Below are 16,601 nucleotides of genomic sequence, written 5' to 3' on the forward strand. Positions count from 1 at the left end.
CGTGGCATGGTGGAAAGGTACCTCACTTCCCAGCGAGATGCTGGTTTCAAGGTGTCCACCATCTGGGGGTCAGGTCCACTGACATGCGCAAAGCCACCGCCCCAATAGAACCGGACAAATAAAGCAAACAGCCGGGCCGACGAAGTCGGCCCGGCCCCAGTACCAACTACCCAGAACACGACAGTACCGGGTCCCCAGAACACCGGTACCAAAAACTCGCATCTGACAGTTTAGACCGCGCATCGCTTAAAAAGAAGAATTCAACTGCCAAGGTTCCTATATCACCCACTGACGCCTGAATATGCAGCAACTGTTCGGAAAAGGCGGGAAAGTACTTCCCGCCGCGAGTATTCGAACTATTCCGCCGTGATTTAGCTACTAAACGTCACGTGTCTCTTAACGGGAAGCAGTTGATTACTGTCACACAGGGTTAAACTGCCCTTTTACTTCTTGGCGTAGCGCATTCCTTCTATCACGTCGTCATTGTCAAAGATAATGGGTTGGCCGTATTCCAGATCGGGGCCGTCATCGTATTTATGCATCAGGTAATCATTAAGCTGCTGCATATCCTTCACCGTCACCGCCTGATAAGGCATGTCGAAGGCAAGCTTCTCCAAGAATAGGTAGCCATCCTCATACGGCACGGCAACGCCGGTATGCCCGATGAAAAGCGTGGCCGGTTCTGTCAAGGTATCGTGCGAGAATACCGACACCACTCGGGCATCTGTATCCGCAAACTCGATGCCGCGGTCTTTAAAATAAGCCTTGATATCGGCAATGTGCTGTCCGGGATCTTGCTCCATGGTAGTTTCCACATTCCCATAGAAGGCCTCAAACTTGGCGCGCTCGGCTTCATCAAAGATTTGATCCGGCGCGTTGTCTAGGGACTGTTGGTCTAGGAACAACAAGGAGTCATTGGGGTTGTCCTGGTCATCAACGGAAAAGAGCGAATCCGCCAGGGTAAAGGTATTGATGCGGCAATTGGTACCCACATAATCCGCATGGTGGTCATTCCACGCCTTTGAAATGGCCTCCACATCGTATTCTGGGTCCTGCTTCCTGTACTCCGCGAAGCCTTCGGTCACCATGCTGTCCGTCGGTACAGCAGTGTTGTATTCGTCTACCAGCTCAAAAAAGCCATCGATGCTTTGTTGTGGCACTCCGGCACCGGCAAGCGCAGTGCGGGCCACCTCTTGCGATTGCTTATCGACGAGATTGCTAATAGTCATCCCCGCCAGTAGCTGCGCCGCATCGGCATCTGCGGTCGGAATCTCCGTGTGCTGTTCGCTCGCCGCCTTTGACTGTGCGCCGGCACTGGAGGTCGACGCAGAGTCGGAACTATTCGCAGCCTGATTCGTCTCCCCACTATCTGGATTCGAGCAAGCCGCTAACAATAAACACGCTGTCACGGTAGGGACAGCCAGGTAGGAAAAGCGCATCATCACATGCTAGCGAAAAATGGCCCACACAAGATAGCCCCCTCGAAAAATCGGGTAGCAAGGACTCCCAACGCATCTCGGTTCACCACTTGTTTGTTCTTTGAGGAGAAGCCACCACTATCCAATCTCCAGCATGAGCAACAAAAGTATAAATCCTTCAGCCGGAGATATCCTCATCAAACATCTTCTGATCCACCTTAATGGCAACGGCGGCTCCAGCGCCCATGGCTTGCGGCATTTGGTCTGGGGAGCTTATGACATTTCCTGCAGCCCAAATACCCTCCAGTGACGTCATCCCAGAGTCCGCTTTAACCCAACCGTGTTCTACAGCGCATCCGGCTTGCTTAAGTAGTGAGTCATTAGGAACAAATTCGGGACCGGTAAAACAAGCTTCGTATTCCTTCTTTTTCTGCCCAACGTCAAGTACTACGCCGCCATCAAAGCGTTCAGATTCTCTAACCCCTTGCACCGAATTAGGTTCAATTGTGATTCCTAGCGATTCCATAAGGCGTTTTTCATCCTGGGAAAGCTCCAGCCCATGTGGATAGAAAGTCACTCGATCCGTCCACTTAGTGAGCAGCTTCGTTATACGGAAAGTAAATGGAGGGTTCTTCCCACCAATAACGACCAGGTTCTTATTTTTGGCCTCATAACCATGGCAATAAGGACAGTGAAAGACCCGGTTGCCCCACAACTGTTCAAGGCCAGGGATGTCCGGCAATTTGTCAGTGATACCTGTAGCTACGATTACATGGCTCGAGTAAATGGCGTCGCCGCTTTCCAATTCGGTTTTCCACCTATGCGAGTGGTCCTCAGCAGGCATAAGCGACTTCGCAGTTTCAGGGATGACCTCTCCGCCGAACGATTGAAATTCTTGGCGGCCACTTTCCAGCATTTGAACAGGCGATGCAGATTCGAATCCTAAAACTCCGTGGGAATGCTCGCTAAACCTATTGCGTGGCTGATCTGAGTCCACTAACGCGACAGACCGATTCGCGCGAGCCAAGGTAATAGCCGCAGAAGTGCCCGCGAATCCGCCACCAATAATTACTACGTCCACTCTCATAGAAATCTTTTCCTTACCCTACTTTAAGCCAAGGAAAGTCAAGGCAATCTACAATTTTCGTACACATAGGCGATTTTCCTTGCTCGCCTGCATACTTATGTCCGAACCAGTTGATTTAGTTAAACCATTGCTACTTCACACTACAGCCAGATGCTGGGGGTGTGCATCGGCAATAATCACTCATTATCTCTCTTCCGAAAGACCAAAGCGTTGGACAACTCTCCTTACTCGTCTCCCTCCCTTGAAACTCCTGCGCCACTTCCATCAGCAAACGTGGAAAAGCCGCTTTTAAAGCGGTGGTTGGTTCTGGCTATTGTTTATTGGGGCCGCCCTCGTGGTGTTTGTGGCCTTTATTTTTTCCATGCTGAAAATAAGCGAAGCCCAAGACACTGAGGCCGCTTTAGACAAATGCCGCGAGGATGTAACCCGCCGTGCCAAGTACCCCGGTGGAGTCAGTTTTCCAGAAGATATTGATATCCAGTCGGCAGATTCAATAACTGAATCGCCACGTACATACCACGCCTTCGGCCACGTTGATTTTCCCAATGGATTTGGCACTCCAGTCCGAGAGTTCTATTCCTGCAACATTGTCGTTGATTTGGGAGATATTCAAGACAGTACCGTCCGTTGCCAAGGATCCGCTGCGCTAATCGCTCTCGACCACTGCTGCGCTTTTGCAGCCAATGTCGGAAAACTTTCCTCTTTCCCTCTCTCACTCACTTTGAAAGGAACCCACACCATGTCCTCTCCATCCCCCTATTCCGATAATTCTCAACCGGCTGGTCAACCAGCAGCTGGGCAGCCGGCTTCTGAGCAGCCCCAAAAGAAAAAGGGCGGCTGCCTCAAGTGGGGCGCAATCATCATCGGTGTCCTCATCATTATCGCCATCATCGCCAATATGGGCGGTAGCGACGATAAAACCAGCGAAAGCTCTACGGACCAGACCACCCAGCAAGGCACTGTAGAGGCCGCCCCGGAGGAAGAAGCCCAAGAAATAAACGCGGACGACGATGCTCGCGATGAGCACGACAATCAGCCAGAAGAACGAAGCGAAGACCAAGATGTCCCGCGCGAATTCAAGAATGCTTTGAAGAGTGCCAAGGTGTACTCAGATACCATGCACATGTCCAAGCAGGGATTGTACGACCAGCTCAGCAGCGAGTACGGCGAACAATTCAGCCCGGAAGCCGCCCAGTACGCCATTGATAATTTGGAAGCGGACTACCACGATAATGCTCTTCAAACGGCCCGCGATTACGAAGAAACGATGAGCATGTCACCCAATGCTATCTATGACCAACTCGTCAGCGAATACGGTGAAAAATTCACCGCAGAAGAAGCACAGTACGCAGTGGATAATCTGTAGTCGTACCCCACAGGGTACTAGCGCAACTCCGCCGAGGGACCTTGCTCTTGCTTGAGGGCGACGCTTATAGTCGCCCTCACTAGCATTGCGGCAATGTTGCACTCGAAAGGATTCCTGCCATGACCGATCCACACTCCACGTCTACCCCGGAACCTGGTGATGACGATTCCCAGAAGCCATTGCCCCTAACCAAGGATCCGTTCCTTAGGTGGAGCGTTCTTGTCCTTATTATCCTTGTCATCATCGCCATCGTCACCAACCTGCCTTAAAGTCGGCCACGGTACGGTCCTACGCGCCGTCTAAACCGCTAGCGTTTGCGCCGACCGCGGCGAAAGCCTTTTAGCTCCGCCTTCTTCGCAATCGCGGCCACCTGTGCCGCGGTGTAGTTCACTGGCGCGACTCCGGCGCGGGGCAGGAACCATCCCCGCCAGTAGGAAATGATGGCCATGCCACTGCCGATGATTGGGGAAACCACCATCCCCATGGCGAATTGGTCATTGGATGCAAAGGTCACCATGACGATGCCTGTGACGATAGAAGGCACCGCATAGAGGGGGCTGCCGCCAAAAATGGACGGGATTTGTCCAGAGGCGACATCGCGGACCATTCCCCCGCCGACGGCGGTTAAGACACCTAAAAACACGCACGGGATCATGGGCATACCCGCAGCCAGTGCCTTCACACAACCGGTGGTAGACCACATACCCAAAATGATGGCATCGCCGTGCTCGCGGAAAATCTCCCACGCCTTTCCCTTCAGCTCCATGAGGAAGGCGGTCAGCGCCCCGGCACAGGCAAGGCCCAAGTACCAAGGATCTGAAATAGCGGCGGCAGGGCCATCATCGATAAGCATGTCGCGGATCATGCCGCCAGCCAGGCCGGAAAATAAGGCGAGGAAGATAAATCCCACGATGTCGAATTCGCGGCGGCGAGCAATCGTGCCACCGATGATGCCGTTCAAGGCCACTCCGATCAGATCGAAGGCCTGGTACATCGTGTTGATGAGGGGATCCACGTCATGCATAACAACTACTGAACATAGCCGATCGCAGCGGTTTCGCCCTTTCCAGGGGTAGGAAGCGAGTAAAGTTGATCGACGGTCTCTTCTGACCGGATTACAGTGTTATCCCGCTTTGTCTCGGTTATCTCGAAAGTTCTTTCATGTCTAACTCAAATGCTAGGTACTTCATCTGGTCCAATGGCCTGCAAAATTTAGGCGACCAGATCGTTGCTTCCAAAACGGTGCTGCCAGCGCTGTTTAATGCGGCAGGCGTCCCCGCCTTCTTTACCGGCCTGCTTACCCCTATCCGGGAATCTGGCTCCATGCTGCCGCAGGCCGCTCTTACCCCCTGGGTGACCACGCACCGCGCCCGCAAGCGCCTGTGGATGATCGGCTCGACCGGCCAAGCCATCTCCGCCGCCGTGATTGCCCTTGCCGCATTCTTTATCCGCGGCGCATGGCTGGGCGTGGTCGTGCTTCTCGCCCTGGCGGCGCTTTCCCTGTTCCGCGCGTTGTGTTCCATCGCCGGCAAGGACGTGCAGGCGCGCACGATTTCCAAGGGCCAGCGCGGCCGGGTCACCGGATCCGCAGCGGCCTTGGGCGGCGGGGCCACCCTGCTGGCCGGTGTCATCTTATTCCTCTTGGGGGATCTCACGATTTCCACTATGGGCATCGTTTTATTGGTCGGCGCTTCTACTTGGGGCATTGCCACGTGGGTATTTTCGCACGTGGAAGAGCCAGTGCCGGAGGGGGAACAAGAAGGCATCGATAAGAGCTGGTGGTCAGATACCTGGAAGCTTTTTACTGGCGATGCCCAGTTCCGCAACTTCGTCATCGTTCGCGCTCTGTTGCTGGTCTCGGCGCTTTCTACCGCATTTATCATACTGCTGCACGATGACCTTTCCGGCATCTACGGCTTCGTGCTTGCCTCCGGCCTGGCTTCGCTCGTAGGCGGGCGCGTTTCTGGCATATTTTCGGATAGATCCTCCAAGAACACTATGGCGGCTGGTGCGGCCATTTCCTCCGTCATCATTCTGCTCATCGTGGCTAGTTCCCACTGGGCCCCAGACTCCGTGAATGCTTGGGTCATGCCTCTCGGCTTCTTTGCTGTCAACCTCGCGCATACGGCAGTCCGCGTGGCCCGAAAGACCTACGTGGTGGATATGGCGGGCGGCGATAAAAGGACGCAGTACGTGGGTGCCGCGAATACAATGATGGGCATCATTTTGCTCATCATGGGTGGTATTTCCTCCGTCATTGCTCTCGCGGGACCAGAAGCGGCGTTGATTTTCTTGGCGCTCGTTGGCTTTATTGGAGTGTGGCGCGCGGGCAGCCTTAAGGAGGTTTCTCGCACATAGTTGAAATAGGGACTATAAGATGAAGCCCGAAGAACTAATCAAACTCAACCCCCAGGAGTTTTGTTGACCGTGGAAGCAACTATTCCAAGTGCCGTCGTCGTCCTCGCGGCGGGTGCCGGCACGCGCATGAAATCCACAAAGCAAAAGACTTTGCACGAAATTGGCGGTCGCACGCTGCTTGGACACGCGCTGCACGCCGCGGCGGGAATCAATCCGGACCATCTCGTGACCGTCGTGGGCCACCAGCGCGAGCAGGTCTCACCCGTCGTAGAAAAGATTTCGAATGAGCTAGACCGTGAGATCGTGCAGGCCGTGCAGGATGAACAGCGCGGTACCGGCCATGCCGTGTCCTGCGGGATTTCCCCGATTTCTGATTTCGAAGGCACCATCATCGTTACCAATGGTGACGTGCCGCTTTTGACCCCAGAAACCATCGAGGGGCTGCGCGATACCCACACCGCTCAAGGCAATGCGGTCACGGTGTTATCCATGCGCCTTGCAGATCCCACCGGTTATGGCCGCATCATTCGCGACACGGATGGGTCTGTGTCCGCCATCGTGGAGCACAAGGATGCCACCGAAGAACAGCGCCTGGTTGATGAGGTCAATTCCGGTGTTTTCGCTTTCGATGCGGCAGCATTGCGCGATGCCCTGACCAAGCTTGATACCAATAATGCGCAGGGCGAGCTGTACATTACCGATGTCCTCGAAATCGCCCGCACCGCCGGGCATGGCGTGGGTGCGCACGTGGCCGCGGATCCACAGGAACTAGCCGGCGTCAATGACCGCGTGCAGCTGGCCGCTGCCGGCCGCGAGCTCAACCGCCGCATGGTGGAAAAGGCCATGCGCGGTGGCGCCACCATCGTCGATCCAGAGACCACCTGGATCGGCGTTAATGTCACCATCGGCACCGATGTCACCATCCACCCCGGCACTCAGCTATGGGGTGCGACGAGCATCGCCGATAATGCCGAGATCGGCCCGGATTCCACGTTGACGAATATGCAGATTGGTACAGGCGCTTCCGTGGTCCGCACACACGGCAGCGATTCCGTCATCGGCGTCAACGCCAAGATTGGGCCTTTTACCTTTATTCGCCCGAATACCATCGTGGGCGAAGACGGCAAGCTCGGCGGCTTCGTGGAGGCGAAAAATGCCGAGCTCGGCCGCGGTACCAAGGTGCCGCACCTTACCTATATTGGTGATGCCACCGTGGGCGAGGAATCCAATATCGGTGCGTCCTCTGTCTTCGTCAATTACGACGGTGTGAACAAGCACCACACCACCATTGGCAGCCACGTGCGCACCGGCTCGGATACGATGTTTATCGCTCCAGTCAATGTCGGTGATGGCGCGTACTCCGGTGCGGGTACAGTAATTAAAGACGATGTTCCCGCGGGAGCACTCGCAGTCTCCGGTGGCAAACAGCGCAATATCGAAGGCTGGGTTGAAAAGAAGCGTCCGGGCACCCCAGCGGCAGAAGCCGCAGCCCGTGCACAGGACAACGAAAAGTAAAGGGGCATATTCTCCTATGACTGGCAAGGTAACTGGTAGTAGCAAAAACATGAAGCTCTTTTCTGGGCGCGCACACCCAGAATTGGCAGAGGCAGTGGCAAAGGAACTTAACACCGATTTGGTTCCTACCACCGCCCGGGACTTCGCCAATGGCGAGATCTTCATCCGCTTCGAAGAATCCGTGCGCGGCGCTGACTGCTTCGTCATGCAATCGCATTCCCAGCCGCTCAATAAGTGGCTGATGGAACAGCTCATCATGATCGATGCGTTGAAGCGTGGTTCCGCCAAGCGCATCACCGCGATCTTGCCGTTCTACCCATATGCGCGTCAGGATAAAAAGCACTTGGGCCGCGAGCCCATCTCCGCCCGCCTGGTCGCAGATCTCCTGCAGGCAGCCGGTGCGGACCGCATCGTCTCGGTGGACCTACACACGGACCAGATTCAGGGCTTCTTCGACGGCCCAGTGGATCACATGCACGCCCAGCCCATCTTGACGGACTACATCAAGTCCAAGTACGCCACCGATAACATCGCCGTCGTCTCCCCCGATGCCGGCCGCGTGAAGGTCGCCGAAAAGTGGGCCCACGACCTGGGCGATGCCCCGCTGGCCTTCGTGCACAAGACCCGCTCGAATACCGAGGCCAATAAGACGGTCTCCAACCGCGTTGTGGGCGAAGTTGAGGGCAAGGACTGCGTGCTTCTCGATGACATGATTGACACCGGTGGCACCATCGCCGGCGCCGTGCGCGTGCTCAAGGAAGCGGGCGCAAAGAAGGTCATCATCGCCTGTACCCACGGCGTATTCTCTGACCCCGCCCGCGAGCGCCTGTCCGAGTGCGGTGCCGAGGAAGTCATCACCACCGATACCCTGCCGCAGTCCACCGAAGGCTGGTCCAACCTCAAGGTCCTGTCCATCGCCCCACTGCTGGCTCGAACCATCCACGAGATCTTCGAAAACGGTTCTGTAACTACCCTTTTCGACCGCGCATAAGCGTTCCACCGATCGCACTACACCTCACACCCCGCCCTTCGCGCTCACCGTGAACGGCGGGGTGTCGGTGTTTTCCATCCCCGTGAGCGCCAAGGGCGTCGCAGGTATACGCAAGCACTACCGCACTACCGCCTGCCGTTCTCCCCACCCTCCCCTCGCGCTCACCGCGCAACCCGAGCTACAGTCATACGCGCCGCCGGTGAGCGCGAAGGGCGCGACGGGCGGGACGGGCGCGAAGGAAGACTAACGGGGCGGGTTTTGGTTTCATCGACCGAGAGATGCTAATCTAACTCAGTCTCGGCGAGGGCGACTCAAAAATTGGGAAGCCGTTATCGACGCGATTGAAGTTAGAGCATGTTGCTTTTATTGACGCCTGCGATGACTCGTCCAAGACGTTCATCGGCAGGCTTTCGTCGTTTTTATAACTTCGATAGCCTCGCCGCACTACACCGACAAAGGAGATTGCATCATGGCAGAGCGCCCAATCATTAAAGCAGAACCACGTACCGTCTTTGGCAAGGGCTACGCCCGCCGCCTGCGCCGCGACTGGAAAGTTCCCGGCGTAATCTACGGTAGCGACCAGGAGCCAGTACACTTCGCAGTGCCCCTGCTGGACATCCAGTCCCTCGTTCGCAACAACGGTGTCAACGCCGTTTTGGAGCTCGAGATCGAGGGTGAGCAGTACCTGACCATGGTCAAGAACGTTGACCAGAACGTGCTCACCATGGACATCGACCACGTTGACCTGCTGCTGATTAAGCGCGGCGAGAAGGTCGAGGTTGAGGTTCCGATTACCCTGACCGGCGAGTCCGCACCGGGCACCATGCACATCCAGGACGCAGACGTCCTCATGGTTGAGGCTGACGTACTGAGCATTCCGGAAGAGATCGAGCTGTCCATCGAGGGCCTCGAGGACGGCGAGGTCATCACCGCCGCCGACATCACCATGCCGGAAGGCACTACCCTGGTGGCAGACCCAGAGACCGTTATCCTCTCCATCTCCCTGCCTGAGGTTGACGAGGAGCTCGAAGAGGCCGCTGAGGCTGCTGAGGAAGGCGGAGCCGACGCTGGTGCCGACTCCGTCGACGAAGAGGGCGAGTCCTCCAAATCCGACGATTCCGAGGAGTAATTTCTCACCCCCTCAAGCACACATCGCCGTGAGCATTGCTGCTCACGGCGATGTCGTGGTTTTATAGATGGTTTTATAAATCTTGTCCGGCAAGTTCACGAATTCTGGGCTTACTACTCAAGTTCATATTCAGTGCCGCATAGGTTTGTATTTCCAATAGAATTTCAATCTATGCGACAATAATGCAGTGACTCCACTACTCGTAGTAGGCCTTGGCAATCCTGGCCCGAAATATTCCGGCACGCGGCACAACATCGGCTTCGACGTTGCGGATGAGCTCGCCGGTGAATTAATGAGCAGCTTTTCGGTGCATAAGAAGACGAATACCGAGGTCGCGGAAGGAATGCTATCCGGCCGCAAGGTCATCTGCGCTAAACCACGGTCCTTTATGAACCTGTCTGGTGGGCCGATCAAGGCACTCGCCCAGTACTTCCATCTGGCACCCGCAGATATTGTGGTGGTGCACGATGAATTAGAGCTCGACTTCGGGACCGTGAAATTGCGCCAAGGCGGTGGCGATCACGGGCACAACGGTCTGCGCTCTACTACGAAGTCGCTCGGTACTAAGGACTATCAGCGTCTTTCCATCGGCATCGGAAGGCCGCCAGGCCGGATGGATCCGTCATCGTTTGTGCTCAAGCCGTGGTCCAAGCAAGAAAAGGTGGAGATCCCCAGCCTCTGCGCTGACGCGGTAGCAGAAATAAGGAGTGCGCTAGACTAGCTGGCATGAAATTGGCTACTCTTCGCACCGCGTTCGGCACCTCCGCAATCCGCATTGAAGGCGATAATGTGGGTGTGGAGCTGGACTACGAAGACGTAGGGGCGCTGCTGCGCAGCGAAGATTGGCGCAAGGCCGCACAACTATCTGGCGAGCCGATAGTCTTTGATCAGCATGATTTAGAAGCAGTCGTCCCAACGCCAGGAAAAATCATCTGCGTAGGACTTAATTACGCCAAGCATATCCGGGAAATGGGCCGCGACTTTCCCGAGCACCCCACGCTGTTTATCAAGTTCGCCGATGCCCTGACCGGCCCCTTCGATGACGTCTATATCCCCGAATACGCTACCCAGAAGCTGGACTATGAGGGTGAGCTTGCGGTGGTCATCGGCGAGCGCACGCACCGCGTAACCCGCGCGGATGCACTAGATTACGTGGCGGGGTATGCCATCATGAATGATTACACCCTGCGCGATTTTCAGCGCCAGACCAGCCAATTCCACGCAGGCAAGTCTTTTTACCGCACCGCAGGCTTTGGACCTTGGCTCACTACCCCTGATGAATGGGCGCCAGGTGGTAACGCGCGCCTTACCACCACGGTTAATGGCGAGGTGCGCCAGCAGGACAATACTGATGACCTCATCTTTTCCATCGCTGAGCTCATCGAATTCTGCTCGCAGCTCTATCCCCTCAACCCCGGTGATGTCATCGTGACCGGTACGCCCGAAGGCGTTGGTTTTGCCCGCGACCCGCAACAATTCCTCCAGGATGGCGATACGGTAGCCATCGACGTCGAAGGGCTCGGCCATATTTCTAATACCACTCGCTACGGCGAGCCCGGCCTCTAAGCCTGCTGCATATACCCCGCACAAGCTGTGGCTGGGTTCTCACTCCAACGAGGGCACACCAGTTTTCTAGATAGTGCCACCAAGCCGTTAAGCTGGAAGAATGAGCACCAAAAGCAGCACATCCCCTAAGAAGCTGAATAAGAAGGCCTACGAAAAAGAGCTCGAGCGGTTGCAAGCAGAGCTCGTCGATATGCAACAGTGGGTTGTTGAGACCGGCGCCCGCGTGGTCATCATCATGGAAGGCCGCGACGCCGCCGGCAAGGGTTCTGCCATTAAGCGCATCACGCAGTACCTCAACCCCCGCACCTGCCGCATCGAGGCGCTTCCGGCCCCGAACTCGCGCGAACAGGGCCAGTGGTATTTCCAGCGCTACGTAGAAAAGCTGCCCACCAAGGGCGAAATCGTCATCTTTGACCGCTCCTGGTACAACCGCGCCGGCGTTGAGCGCGTCATGGGCTTTTGCACCGACCAAGAATACGTCCGCTTCTTGCACCAGGCTCCCACCTTTGAGCAGATGCTTGTGGAAGACGGCATTATCCTGCGCAAATACTGGTTCTCTGTCTCTGATGAAGAGCAGATTAAGCGCTTTGAATCCCGCCGCAATGATCCGCTGCGCCGCTGGAAGCTCTCCCCCATGGATCTCCAATCCATTACTCGCTGGGAGGATTATTCCCGCGCCAAGGATGCCATGTTCATCCACACCGATACCCCGACCGCACCGTGGTACACCGTGGAGTCCGAGGATAAAAAGCGCTCGCGCATCAACGTCATTTCGCACTTGCTCAATACCATCCCTTACGAGAAGATCGAGCGCGAGCTGCCGGAGATCCCACACCGTCCCGATTCCGATGGCAAGACCTACGAGCGCCCAGACCGCGAAGAGTTCCGCTACGTACCGGATGTAGCTGCCAAGCTAGAGGCCTCGTCTACAAAGAAGGATAAGAAGAAAGGCAAGAAGAAGGACAAAAAGAAGTAGTCCCCCGAAGGCGTACTACTATGTCCTGCTATGAGCACTGACACCGTCGCCAAAGCACGCTTGGGAGATAAAATCCTCACCGCGGCGGCAGCGCTCATGGCGCTGTTTTATCTCATCGGGGCTTGGGCGGCTCCAGGAGCTATCGAGCTCATCCAAGCAGCGCTTTCGCTTTTATTCTTGCCCTTCATCTGGGTCTGGCGTACCAAACCGGTACTCAGCGCAGCCGGCTTTATCGTCCTCCTTGGTGCGTGGGCCGCGGCGTGGATAAGCCAGCTACCAGCGAACCTCGGGGTCACTCCATGGGCAATGACCGCGCCGATGGCCGTCTACGCTACCTCCCGCTACGTGGAACGCCGCTCAATTCCCCGCGCGGTGCTTACCGCCGCGTTCTTGGGTTCCTTTATATCGCCTGCGATGTGGCGCATTGACCCCGAGTCCTTTCTCTTATCTTTCCAGCTCGATCGCCGCTACATCACTTTGCTGGTGGTACATTGGGCGGTGCTCGGCAGCGCCTATTTCATCGCCGCACGCTATTTTGATTTGGATAGGCAACGCGAGCGCTTAGCCCAAGAACGGTTCCACCAAGCGCAGGAGGAAGAGCGCTTACTCATCGCGCGGGAATTGCACGATGTCTTGGCCCACTCCCTCACCCTGATCAAGGTCCAAGCTAATGCCGGGATTATCGCCGCGCGCACTGATACCACCGCCGCAGAGGACACTTTGAAGAGCATTCGCGATGGTGCGGATTCCGCGCTGGAGGAAGTGCGCGGCATCGTCACGGCGCTACGCAGCACGGGGCCTGCGGCTTTAGAACCCGCGCACCAGCTCGAGCACGTACAGGGCATCATCGACGGTTTTCGCACCGCTGGCCTGGAGGTTGACGCGGAATTGCCTGCCTCCTACGAGGTTTCCGCGCTGACTCAGCTGGCCCTGGTGCGCATTATTTCTGAAGGGCTGACCAATGCCCTGCGCCACCAAGGCCCCGGCACGCATGTGCAGCTAAAGCTCACGCTTTCCGATGCCGCACGGGTCACCCTCACCTCCACCGCTTCTTCCCCGACTCCCAGTGAGGTATCCGGCAGCGGCGTGGGTTTGGTGGGAGTTAAGGAACGCGCCCAAGCCTTGGGCGGGCACTTAACCAGCAGTGGCGATGCCCAGAAATTTACACTGGCTGCGGAACTACCATTACACAAGGACAACCATGCCTAAGATTCGCGTCATGCTTGCAGACGATCAAGCGATGCTCGTCGCTGCCTTATCGACCATCTTGAACGCGCAGGAAGATATTGAGGTGGTGGCTACCGCAGCCTCCGGAGGCGACGCCGTCTCCTTGGCACTTCGCCACCGCATTGATGTGGCCATTTTGGATATACGCATGCCTGGCATGGATGGAATCGCCGCAGCCCAAGCCATTCTCTCCCGCACCCCTGACTGCCGGATCATCATGCTCACCACGTTCAATGAAGAGGATCTGGTATCTCAATCTATTGCCGCGGGGGCGCATGGATTCTTGCTAAAAGATGCGGATCCAGAGGTGCTGGTAGAAGCCGTACGCGACGTTGCTAAGGGAGAGTCTGTCCTCGCCTCCCAGGTAACGGGCCCTGTTTTAGAGGGCTACCGCAAGGCGCTAACGCACAGCCAGCTTAGTCCGCACGAGCGCCAAGGACTTAGCCTAGTTACTCGGCGCGAGATGGAGGTTCTCTCGCTCATCGCGCGCGGTGCCACGAATCGCGAGATTGCCGGCCACATGTCTATCGCAGATACCACGGTAAAAACGCATGTCTCTGCGCTGATGTCCAAGCTAGCTGCACGCGACCGCGTGGCTTTGGTGCTGCTGGCGCACAAAGCTGGCATTGCTTAGCCTCCTACTGTGGTAGGACTACCCCGGCGCGAAGACCGTCTCGCAGGCGGAAGATTTCGATAGTTGCGCAGCTCATACTTTTGGTATGAGCTATGAGGTTGCTTTCGAACACATCACAAAGTCTTTTGGTTCCCAGGCAGTGCTGCGGGATATCAGTTTTCAGGTCTTACCTGGCCGCGTGCACGCTGTGCTCGGGAGAAATGGCGCCGGCAAGTCCACCTTGTTTTCCATTTTCCTCGGTCTGCTACCCGCCGATTCGGGAACGGTGCGCGTGGCCGGAAAACCATGGTCGCGGGAAGTTCTCGACCATGTTGGCGCCTCGGTTAACGGGCCGGCTTTCTATGGCCACCTGTCCGCCACGGATAACCTCCGCGTGCATACCCGTCTGCTCGGATTGCCCGATACTGAAATCGACCGTGTCTTGCACATTGCTGGTCTAGCCGGGGCTGGTTCTAAGAAGGCAAAGTCTTTTTCCACTGGGATGAAAGCCCGTTTGGCCTTAGCTCAGGCCTTGCTCGGCGATCCGGAAATCTTATTGCTAGATGAGCCGCAAAATGGACTCGATCCACAGGGCATCGCGGAGCTGCGAAAGCTCCTCCAGCAGCTCGCCGCCGCTGGCCATACCGTCGTGGTCAGCTCCCATCAACTCGGTGAGGTCCTTCACCTAGCCCACGACATCACTATCCTGTCCCAAGGCACCATCCGGTATTCCGGCTCCCTGCAGGAACTGGCCCCCAGCGGTGAACTGGAAGCCGAATTCTTCCGCCTGACTTCTGCAGATGGTGAGACCGATGAGTAACCAGTATCGACGGTATCTCTCAGCAGAACTATTGCGTTGCCGCGGCAGCGCCCTGCAGTGGTTACCCTTGCTCGCCCTGCCCCTAGTGATAATGACGGTATTCTTTTCTGCGTTCGCCTCCTCCGCTGAAGACGCTACCGGGGTTCTTGGCTGGCAGTCCATGTTTATCACCGGGATGTACGCGCCGCTCATTGCGCTTTTTGCTGGCGTTCCAGAGCGCCGCGAGGTGCTCAGCCGCGGCGGCGGCACCCTATGGCGCCGGATTCATCCTCGCTACGAGCACGCCTCCCGTTTCTTCATCGTCGTGGCAAGCCTCGCAGTCTTTCACCTTCTTAATTTCGGTCTGTCCTGGGCTGCGGTTGCAGCGCAAGGGCGTGCAGACCACCAGCTGCTTCTCATCACTGGGGCTTATTCTTTCCTCGGAGCCATCGGCATCGCAGGGCTTGCGACCGCATGCGCCCGCAGGCTGGGCTTTGCCGTCACGCTTATCCTCGCGGTTATCTGGCAGGTCATTAGTGTGCTTCCTCGCGTTGTCGAAGGGCAGCTATGGTGGGCCTTCCCACCCGCGTGGCCGCTGCGGTTACTGTTGCCTGCGCTACGTATCCACCAAAATTCGGTTCCGCTCGATCCTGGCGATCCACTCCTGCTGGAAAGTCCGCTTCCTGCACTGGCGTTATGCCTCATCCTCGCTGTAGCGGGGGCTTTGACCGCGACTATGACGCCTCGGCGAGTACGTCCGCTTTCCCGACGCCGCCGCGTGGCGATATCCACGGTCAGTACCGTCGCCACTCCGGCTCAGGGATGGCAGCCTGCGGCTGTCCCTCGTGCCGCTGCCCGCTCGCGCCGTGCCGATGCGCTGCGTGGCTTTCACCGGGCCATAATGACGCCAGTGGTCATTACGTGCTTGGTATTAAGCGCCTTAGCGCTGATCTTTATTGCCCTTATCTATCCACCACGTTATGTGCAGGGATTCTACGTATTTTTGCTTCTCCCTGTGGGTGCCGGTGTACTTCCTGTACTGGTCTGGCCGGGGTTCTCGGGCGCGTGGCCGATTGTTTATACAGAATCTCGCCACTGCTCTACTGCCCTTCTCCTGTGGTTACTGGGCATCATCGCAGCGGTGTGCACTTGTGCTTCGGTCGCGATTATCTTTGCCGGTGAAACCACCCTAGCTGTGCTCGCCCAACTGCCGCTGGCCATCGGCGTCGGGTACGTCCTCGCGGCGGTGTCGCTCATCGTCATCATCCGCTTTGGTATCTGGAGTTCGCTTGCTCTCACCATCATCGGCACCATTGTCTCCGTGACGGTAGGCGGCGATGTCCTCGCGAAGACTATCCTTTGGCTCATTGCCTTCCCAGCCTGGCCGATGAATGCGGATTCTCCCGACCGCTACGCCGCTGCGGCAATGATGACTCTGCTTTTCGCCGCCATTACTTCTTGGGCCGCCAAGCGGTTGCTGCGCACACGGGCACTTCGCCCCACCGCTTAAATAACTAAGGCCCGCAGGGACTCCGCGGGCCTTAAACTATGCAAGC

At 56.8% G+C, this 16,601-nt stretch carries 16 protein-coding genes; 13 read left to right on the top strand and 3 right to left on the bottom strand.

Annotated features, from left to right (window positions below; translation table 11 throughout):
* Window positions 1-443: 443 nt before the first annotated feature.
* Both QP908_RS05040 and QP908_RS05045 read right to left on the bottom strand, forming a co-directional pair.
* On the bottom strand, window positions 444-1,229 hold the full coding sequence (locus tag QP908_RS05040; RefSeq protein WP_239269133.1) for a DUF4300 family protein: 786 nt from the start codon (window positions 1,227-1,229) through the stop codon (window positions 444-446).
* 367 nt (window positions 1,230-1,596) lie between these two features.
* Window positions 1,597-2,505: an NAD(P)/FAD-dependent oxidoreductase gene (locus QP908_RS05045; protein WP_239269134.1), complete on the bottom strand. Its 909-nt coding sequence runs from the start codon at window positions 2,503-2,505 to the stop codon at window positions 1,597-1,599.
* 739 nt (window positions 2,506-3,244) lie between these two features.
* On the opposite strand from QP908_RS05045, the gene QP908_RS05050 reads away from it, so the two are divergent.
* Both QP908_RS05050 and QP908_RS05055 read left to right on the top strand, forming a co-directional pair.
* Window positions 3,245-3,871: an Ltp family lipoprotein gene (locus QP908_RS05050; protein WP_239269135.1), complete on the top strand. Its 627-nt coding sequence runs from the start codon at window positions 3,245-3,247 to the stop codon at window positions 3,869-3,871.
* A gap of 119 nt (window positions 3,872-3,990) precedes the next feature.
* On the top strand, window positions 3,991-4,140 hold the full coding sequence (locus tag QP908_RS05055) for a hypothetical protein (RefSeq protein WP_239269136.1): 150 nt from the start codon (window positions 3,991-3,993) through the stop codon (window positions 4,138-4,140).
* A 38-nt stretch (window positions 4,141-4,178) separates the two neighbouring features.
* Here QP908_RS05055 and QP908_RS05060 read toward each other — a convergent pair whose 3' ends face one another.
* Window positions 4,179-4,895, bottom strand: coding sequence for a trimeric intracellular cation channel family protein (locus QP908_RS05060; protein ID WP_284771798.1), 717 nt, complete (start codon window positions 4,893-4,895; stop codon window positions 4,179-4,181).
* Between the two features lie 137 nt (window positions 4,896-5,032).
* Between QP908_RS05060 and QP908_RS05065 the strand changes: the two genes are divergently transcribed.
* From QP908_RS05065 to QP908_RS05115, 11 genes are all read left to right on the top strand, one after another.
* Entirely contained in the window at window positions 5,033-6,229 is a 1,197-nt protein-coding gene (locus QP908_RS05065; protein ID WP_239269138.1) for an MFS transporter, read from the top strand.
* Window positions 6,230-6,298: 69 nt separating this feature from the next.
* Complete coding sequence (gene glmU, locus QP908_RS05070) at window positions 6,299-7,744, top strand: bifunctional UDP-N-acetylglucosamine diphosphorylase/glucosamine-1-phosphate N-acetyltransferase GlmU (RefSeq protein WP_284771799.1); 1,446 nt, start codon at window positions 6,299-6,301, stop codon at window positions 7,742-7,744.
* Window positions 7,745-7,760: 16 nt separating this feature from the next.
* The gene (locus tag QP908_RS05075; RefSeq protein ID WP_005279993.1) at window positions 7,761-8,735 is read left to right on the top strand and encodes a ribose-phosphate diphosphokinase; all 975 of its coding nucleotides are present in this window, start codon (window positions 7,761-7,763) and stop codon (window positions 8,733-8,735) included.
* A gap of 469 nt (window positions 8,736-9,204) precedes the next feature.
* Window positions 9,205-9,864, top strand: a complete 660-nt coding sequence (locus QP908_RS05080) for a 50S ribosomal protein L25/general stress protein Ctc (protein ID WP_239269139.1) — start codon at window positions 9,205-9,207, stop codon at window positions 9,862-9,864.
* 187 nt (window positions 9,865-10,051) lie between these two features.
* Window positions 10,052-10,585, top strand: a complete 534-nt coding sequence (gene pth, locus QP908_RS05085; protein WP_239269140.1) for an aminoacyl-tRNA hydrolase — start codon at window positions 10,052-10,054, stop codon at window positions 10,583-10,585.
* 5 nt (window positions 10,586-10,590) lie between these two features.
* Window positions 10,591-11,430, top strand: coding sequence for a fumarylacetoacetate hydrolase family protein (locus tag QP908_RS05090; RefSeq protein ID WP_239269141.1), 840 nt, complete (start codon window positions 10,591-10,593; stop codon window positions 11,428-11,430).
* 100 nt (window positions 11,431-11,530) lie between these two features.
* Window positions 11,531-12,406 carry a polyphosphate kinase 2 gene (ppk2, locus tag QP908_RS05095; RefSeq protein ID WP_239269142.1) on the top strand — a complete coding sequence of 292 codons (876 nt, stop codon included), beginning with the start codon at window positions 11,531-11,533 and terminating at the stop codon, window positions 12,404-12,406.
* Between the two features lie 30 nt (window positions 12,407-12,436).
* Window positions 12,437-13,615: a sensor histidine kinase gene (locus QP908_RS05100; RefSeq protein ID WP_239269143.1), complete on the top strand. Its 1,179-nt coding sequence runs from the start codon at window positions 12,437-12,439 to the stop codon at window positions 13,613-13,615.
* Window positions 13,608-14,267 carry a response regulator transcription factor gene (locus tag QP908_RS05105; protein ID WP_239269144.1) on the top strand — a complete coding sequence of 220 codons (660 nt, stop codon included), beginning with the start codon at window positions 13,608-13,610 and terminating at the stop codon, window positions 14,265-14,267. The genes QP908_RS05100 and QP908_RS05105 overlap by 8 nt, the downstream gene beginning before the upstream one ends.
* 85 nt (window positions 14,268-14,352) lie before the next feature.
* Window positions 14,353-15,066 carry an ATP-binding cassette domain-containing protein gene (locus QP908_RS05110; protein ID WP_239269145.1) on the top strand — a complete coding sequence of 238 codons (714 nt, stop codon included), beginning with the start codon at window positions 14,353-14,355 and terminating at the stop codon, window positions 15,064-15,066.
* Window positions 15,059-16,555 carry an ABC-2 family transporter permease gene (locus QP908_RS05115; protein ID WP_239269146.1) on the top strand — a complete coding sequence of 499 codons (1,497 nt, stop codon included), beginning with the start codon at window positions 15,059-15,061 and terminating at the stop codon, window positions 16,553-16,555. Before QP908_RS05110 ends, QP908_RS05115 begins: the two co-directional genes overlap by 8 nt.
* Window positions 16,556-16,601 lie beyond the last annotated feature (46 nt).

Source organism: Corynebacterium sp. MSK204 (assembly GCF_030229885.1).
In the GTDB taxonomy this organism is placed as follows: domain Bacteria; phylum Actinomycetota; class Actinomycetes; order Mycobacteriales; family Mycobacteriaceae; genus Corynebacterium.

Excerpts from the sequence above, each read along its gene's own strand:
- QP908_RS05040 (WP_239269133.1), bottom strand. The coding sequence starts at position 1,229 with ATGACTATTAGCAATCTCGTCGATAAGCAATCGCAAGAGGTGGCCCGC.
- QP908_RS05045 (WP_239269134.1), bottom strand. The coding sequence starts at position 2,505 with ATGAGAGTGGACGTAGTAATTATTGGTGGCGGATTCGCGGGCACTTCT.
- QP908_RS05050 (WP_239269135.1), top strand. The coding sequence starts at position 3,245 with ATGTCCTCTCCATCCCCCTATTCCGATAATTCTCAACCGGCTGGTCAA.
- QP908_RS05055 (WP_239269136.1), top strand. The coding sequence starts at position 3,991 with ATGACCGATCCACACTCCACGTCTACCCCGGAACCTGGTGATGACGAT.
- QP908_RS05060 (WP_284771798.1), bottom strand. The coding sequence starts at position 4,895 with ATGCATGACGTGGATCCCCTCATCAACACGATGTACCAGGCCTTCGAT.
- QP908_RS05065 (WP_239269138.1), top strand. The coding sequence starts at position 5,033 with ATGTCTAACTCAAATGCTAGGTACTTCATCTGGTCCAATGGCCTGCAA.
- QP908_RS05075 (WP_005279993.1), top strand. The coding sequence starts at position 7,761 with ATGACTGGCAAGGTAACTGGTAGTAGCAAAAACATGAAGCTCTTTTCT.
- QP908_RS05080 (WP_239269139.1), top strand. The coding sequence starts at position 9,205 with ATGGCAGAGCGCCCAATCATTAAAGCAGAACCACGTACCGTCTTTGGC.
- QP908_RS05090 (WP_239269141.1), top strand. The coding sequence starts at position 10,591 with ATGAAATTGGCTACTCTTCGCACCGCGTTCGGCACCTCCGCAATCCGC.
- ppk2 (WP_239269142.1), top strand. The coding sequence starts at position 11,531 with ATGAGCACCAAAAGCAGCACATCCCCTAAGAAGCTGAATAAGAAGGCC.
- QP908_RS05100 (WP_239269143.1), top strand. The coding sequence starts at position 12,437 with ATGAGCACTGACACCGTCGCCAAAGCACGCTTGGGAGATAAAATCCTC.
- QP908_RS05105 (WP_239269144.1), top strand. The coding sequence starts at position 13,608 with ATGCCTAAGATTCGCGTCATGCTTGCAGACGATCAAGCGATGCTCGTC.
- QP908_RS05110 (WP_239269145.1), top strand. The coding sequence starts at position 14,353 with ATGAGCTATGAGGTTGCTTTCGAACACATCACAAAGTCTTTTGGTTCC.
- QP908_RS05115 (WP_239269146.1), top strand. The coding sequence starts at position 15,059 with ATGAGTAACCAGTATCGACGGTATCTCTCAGCAGAACTATTGCGTTGC.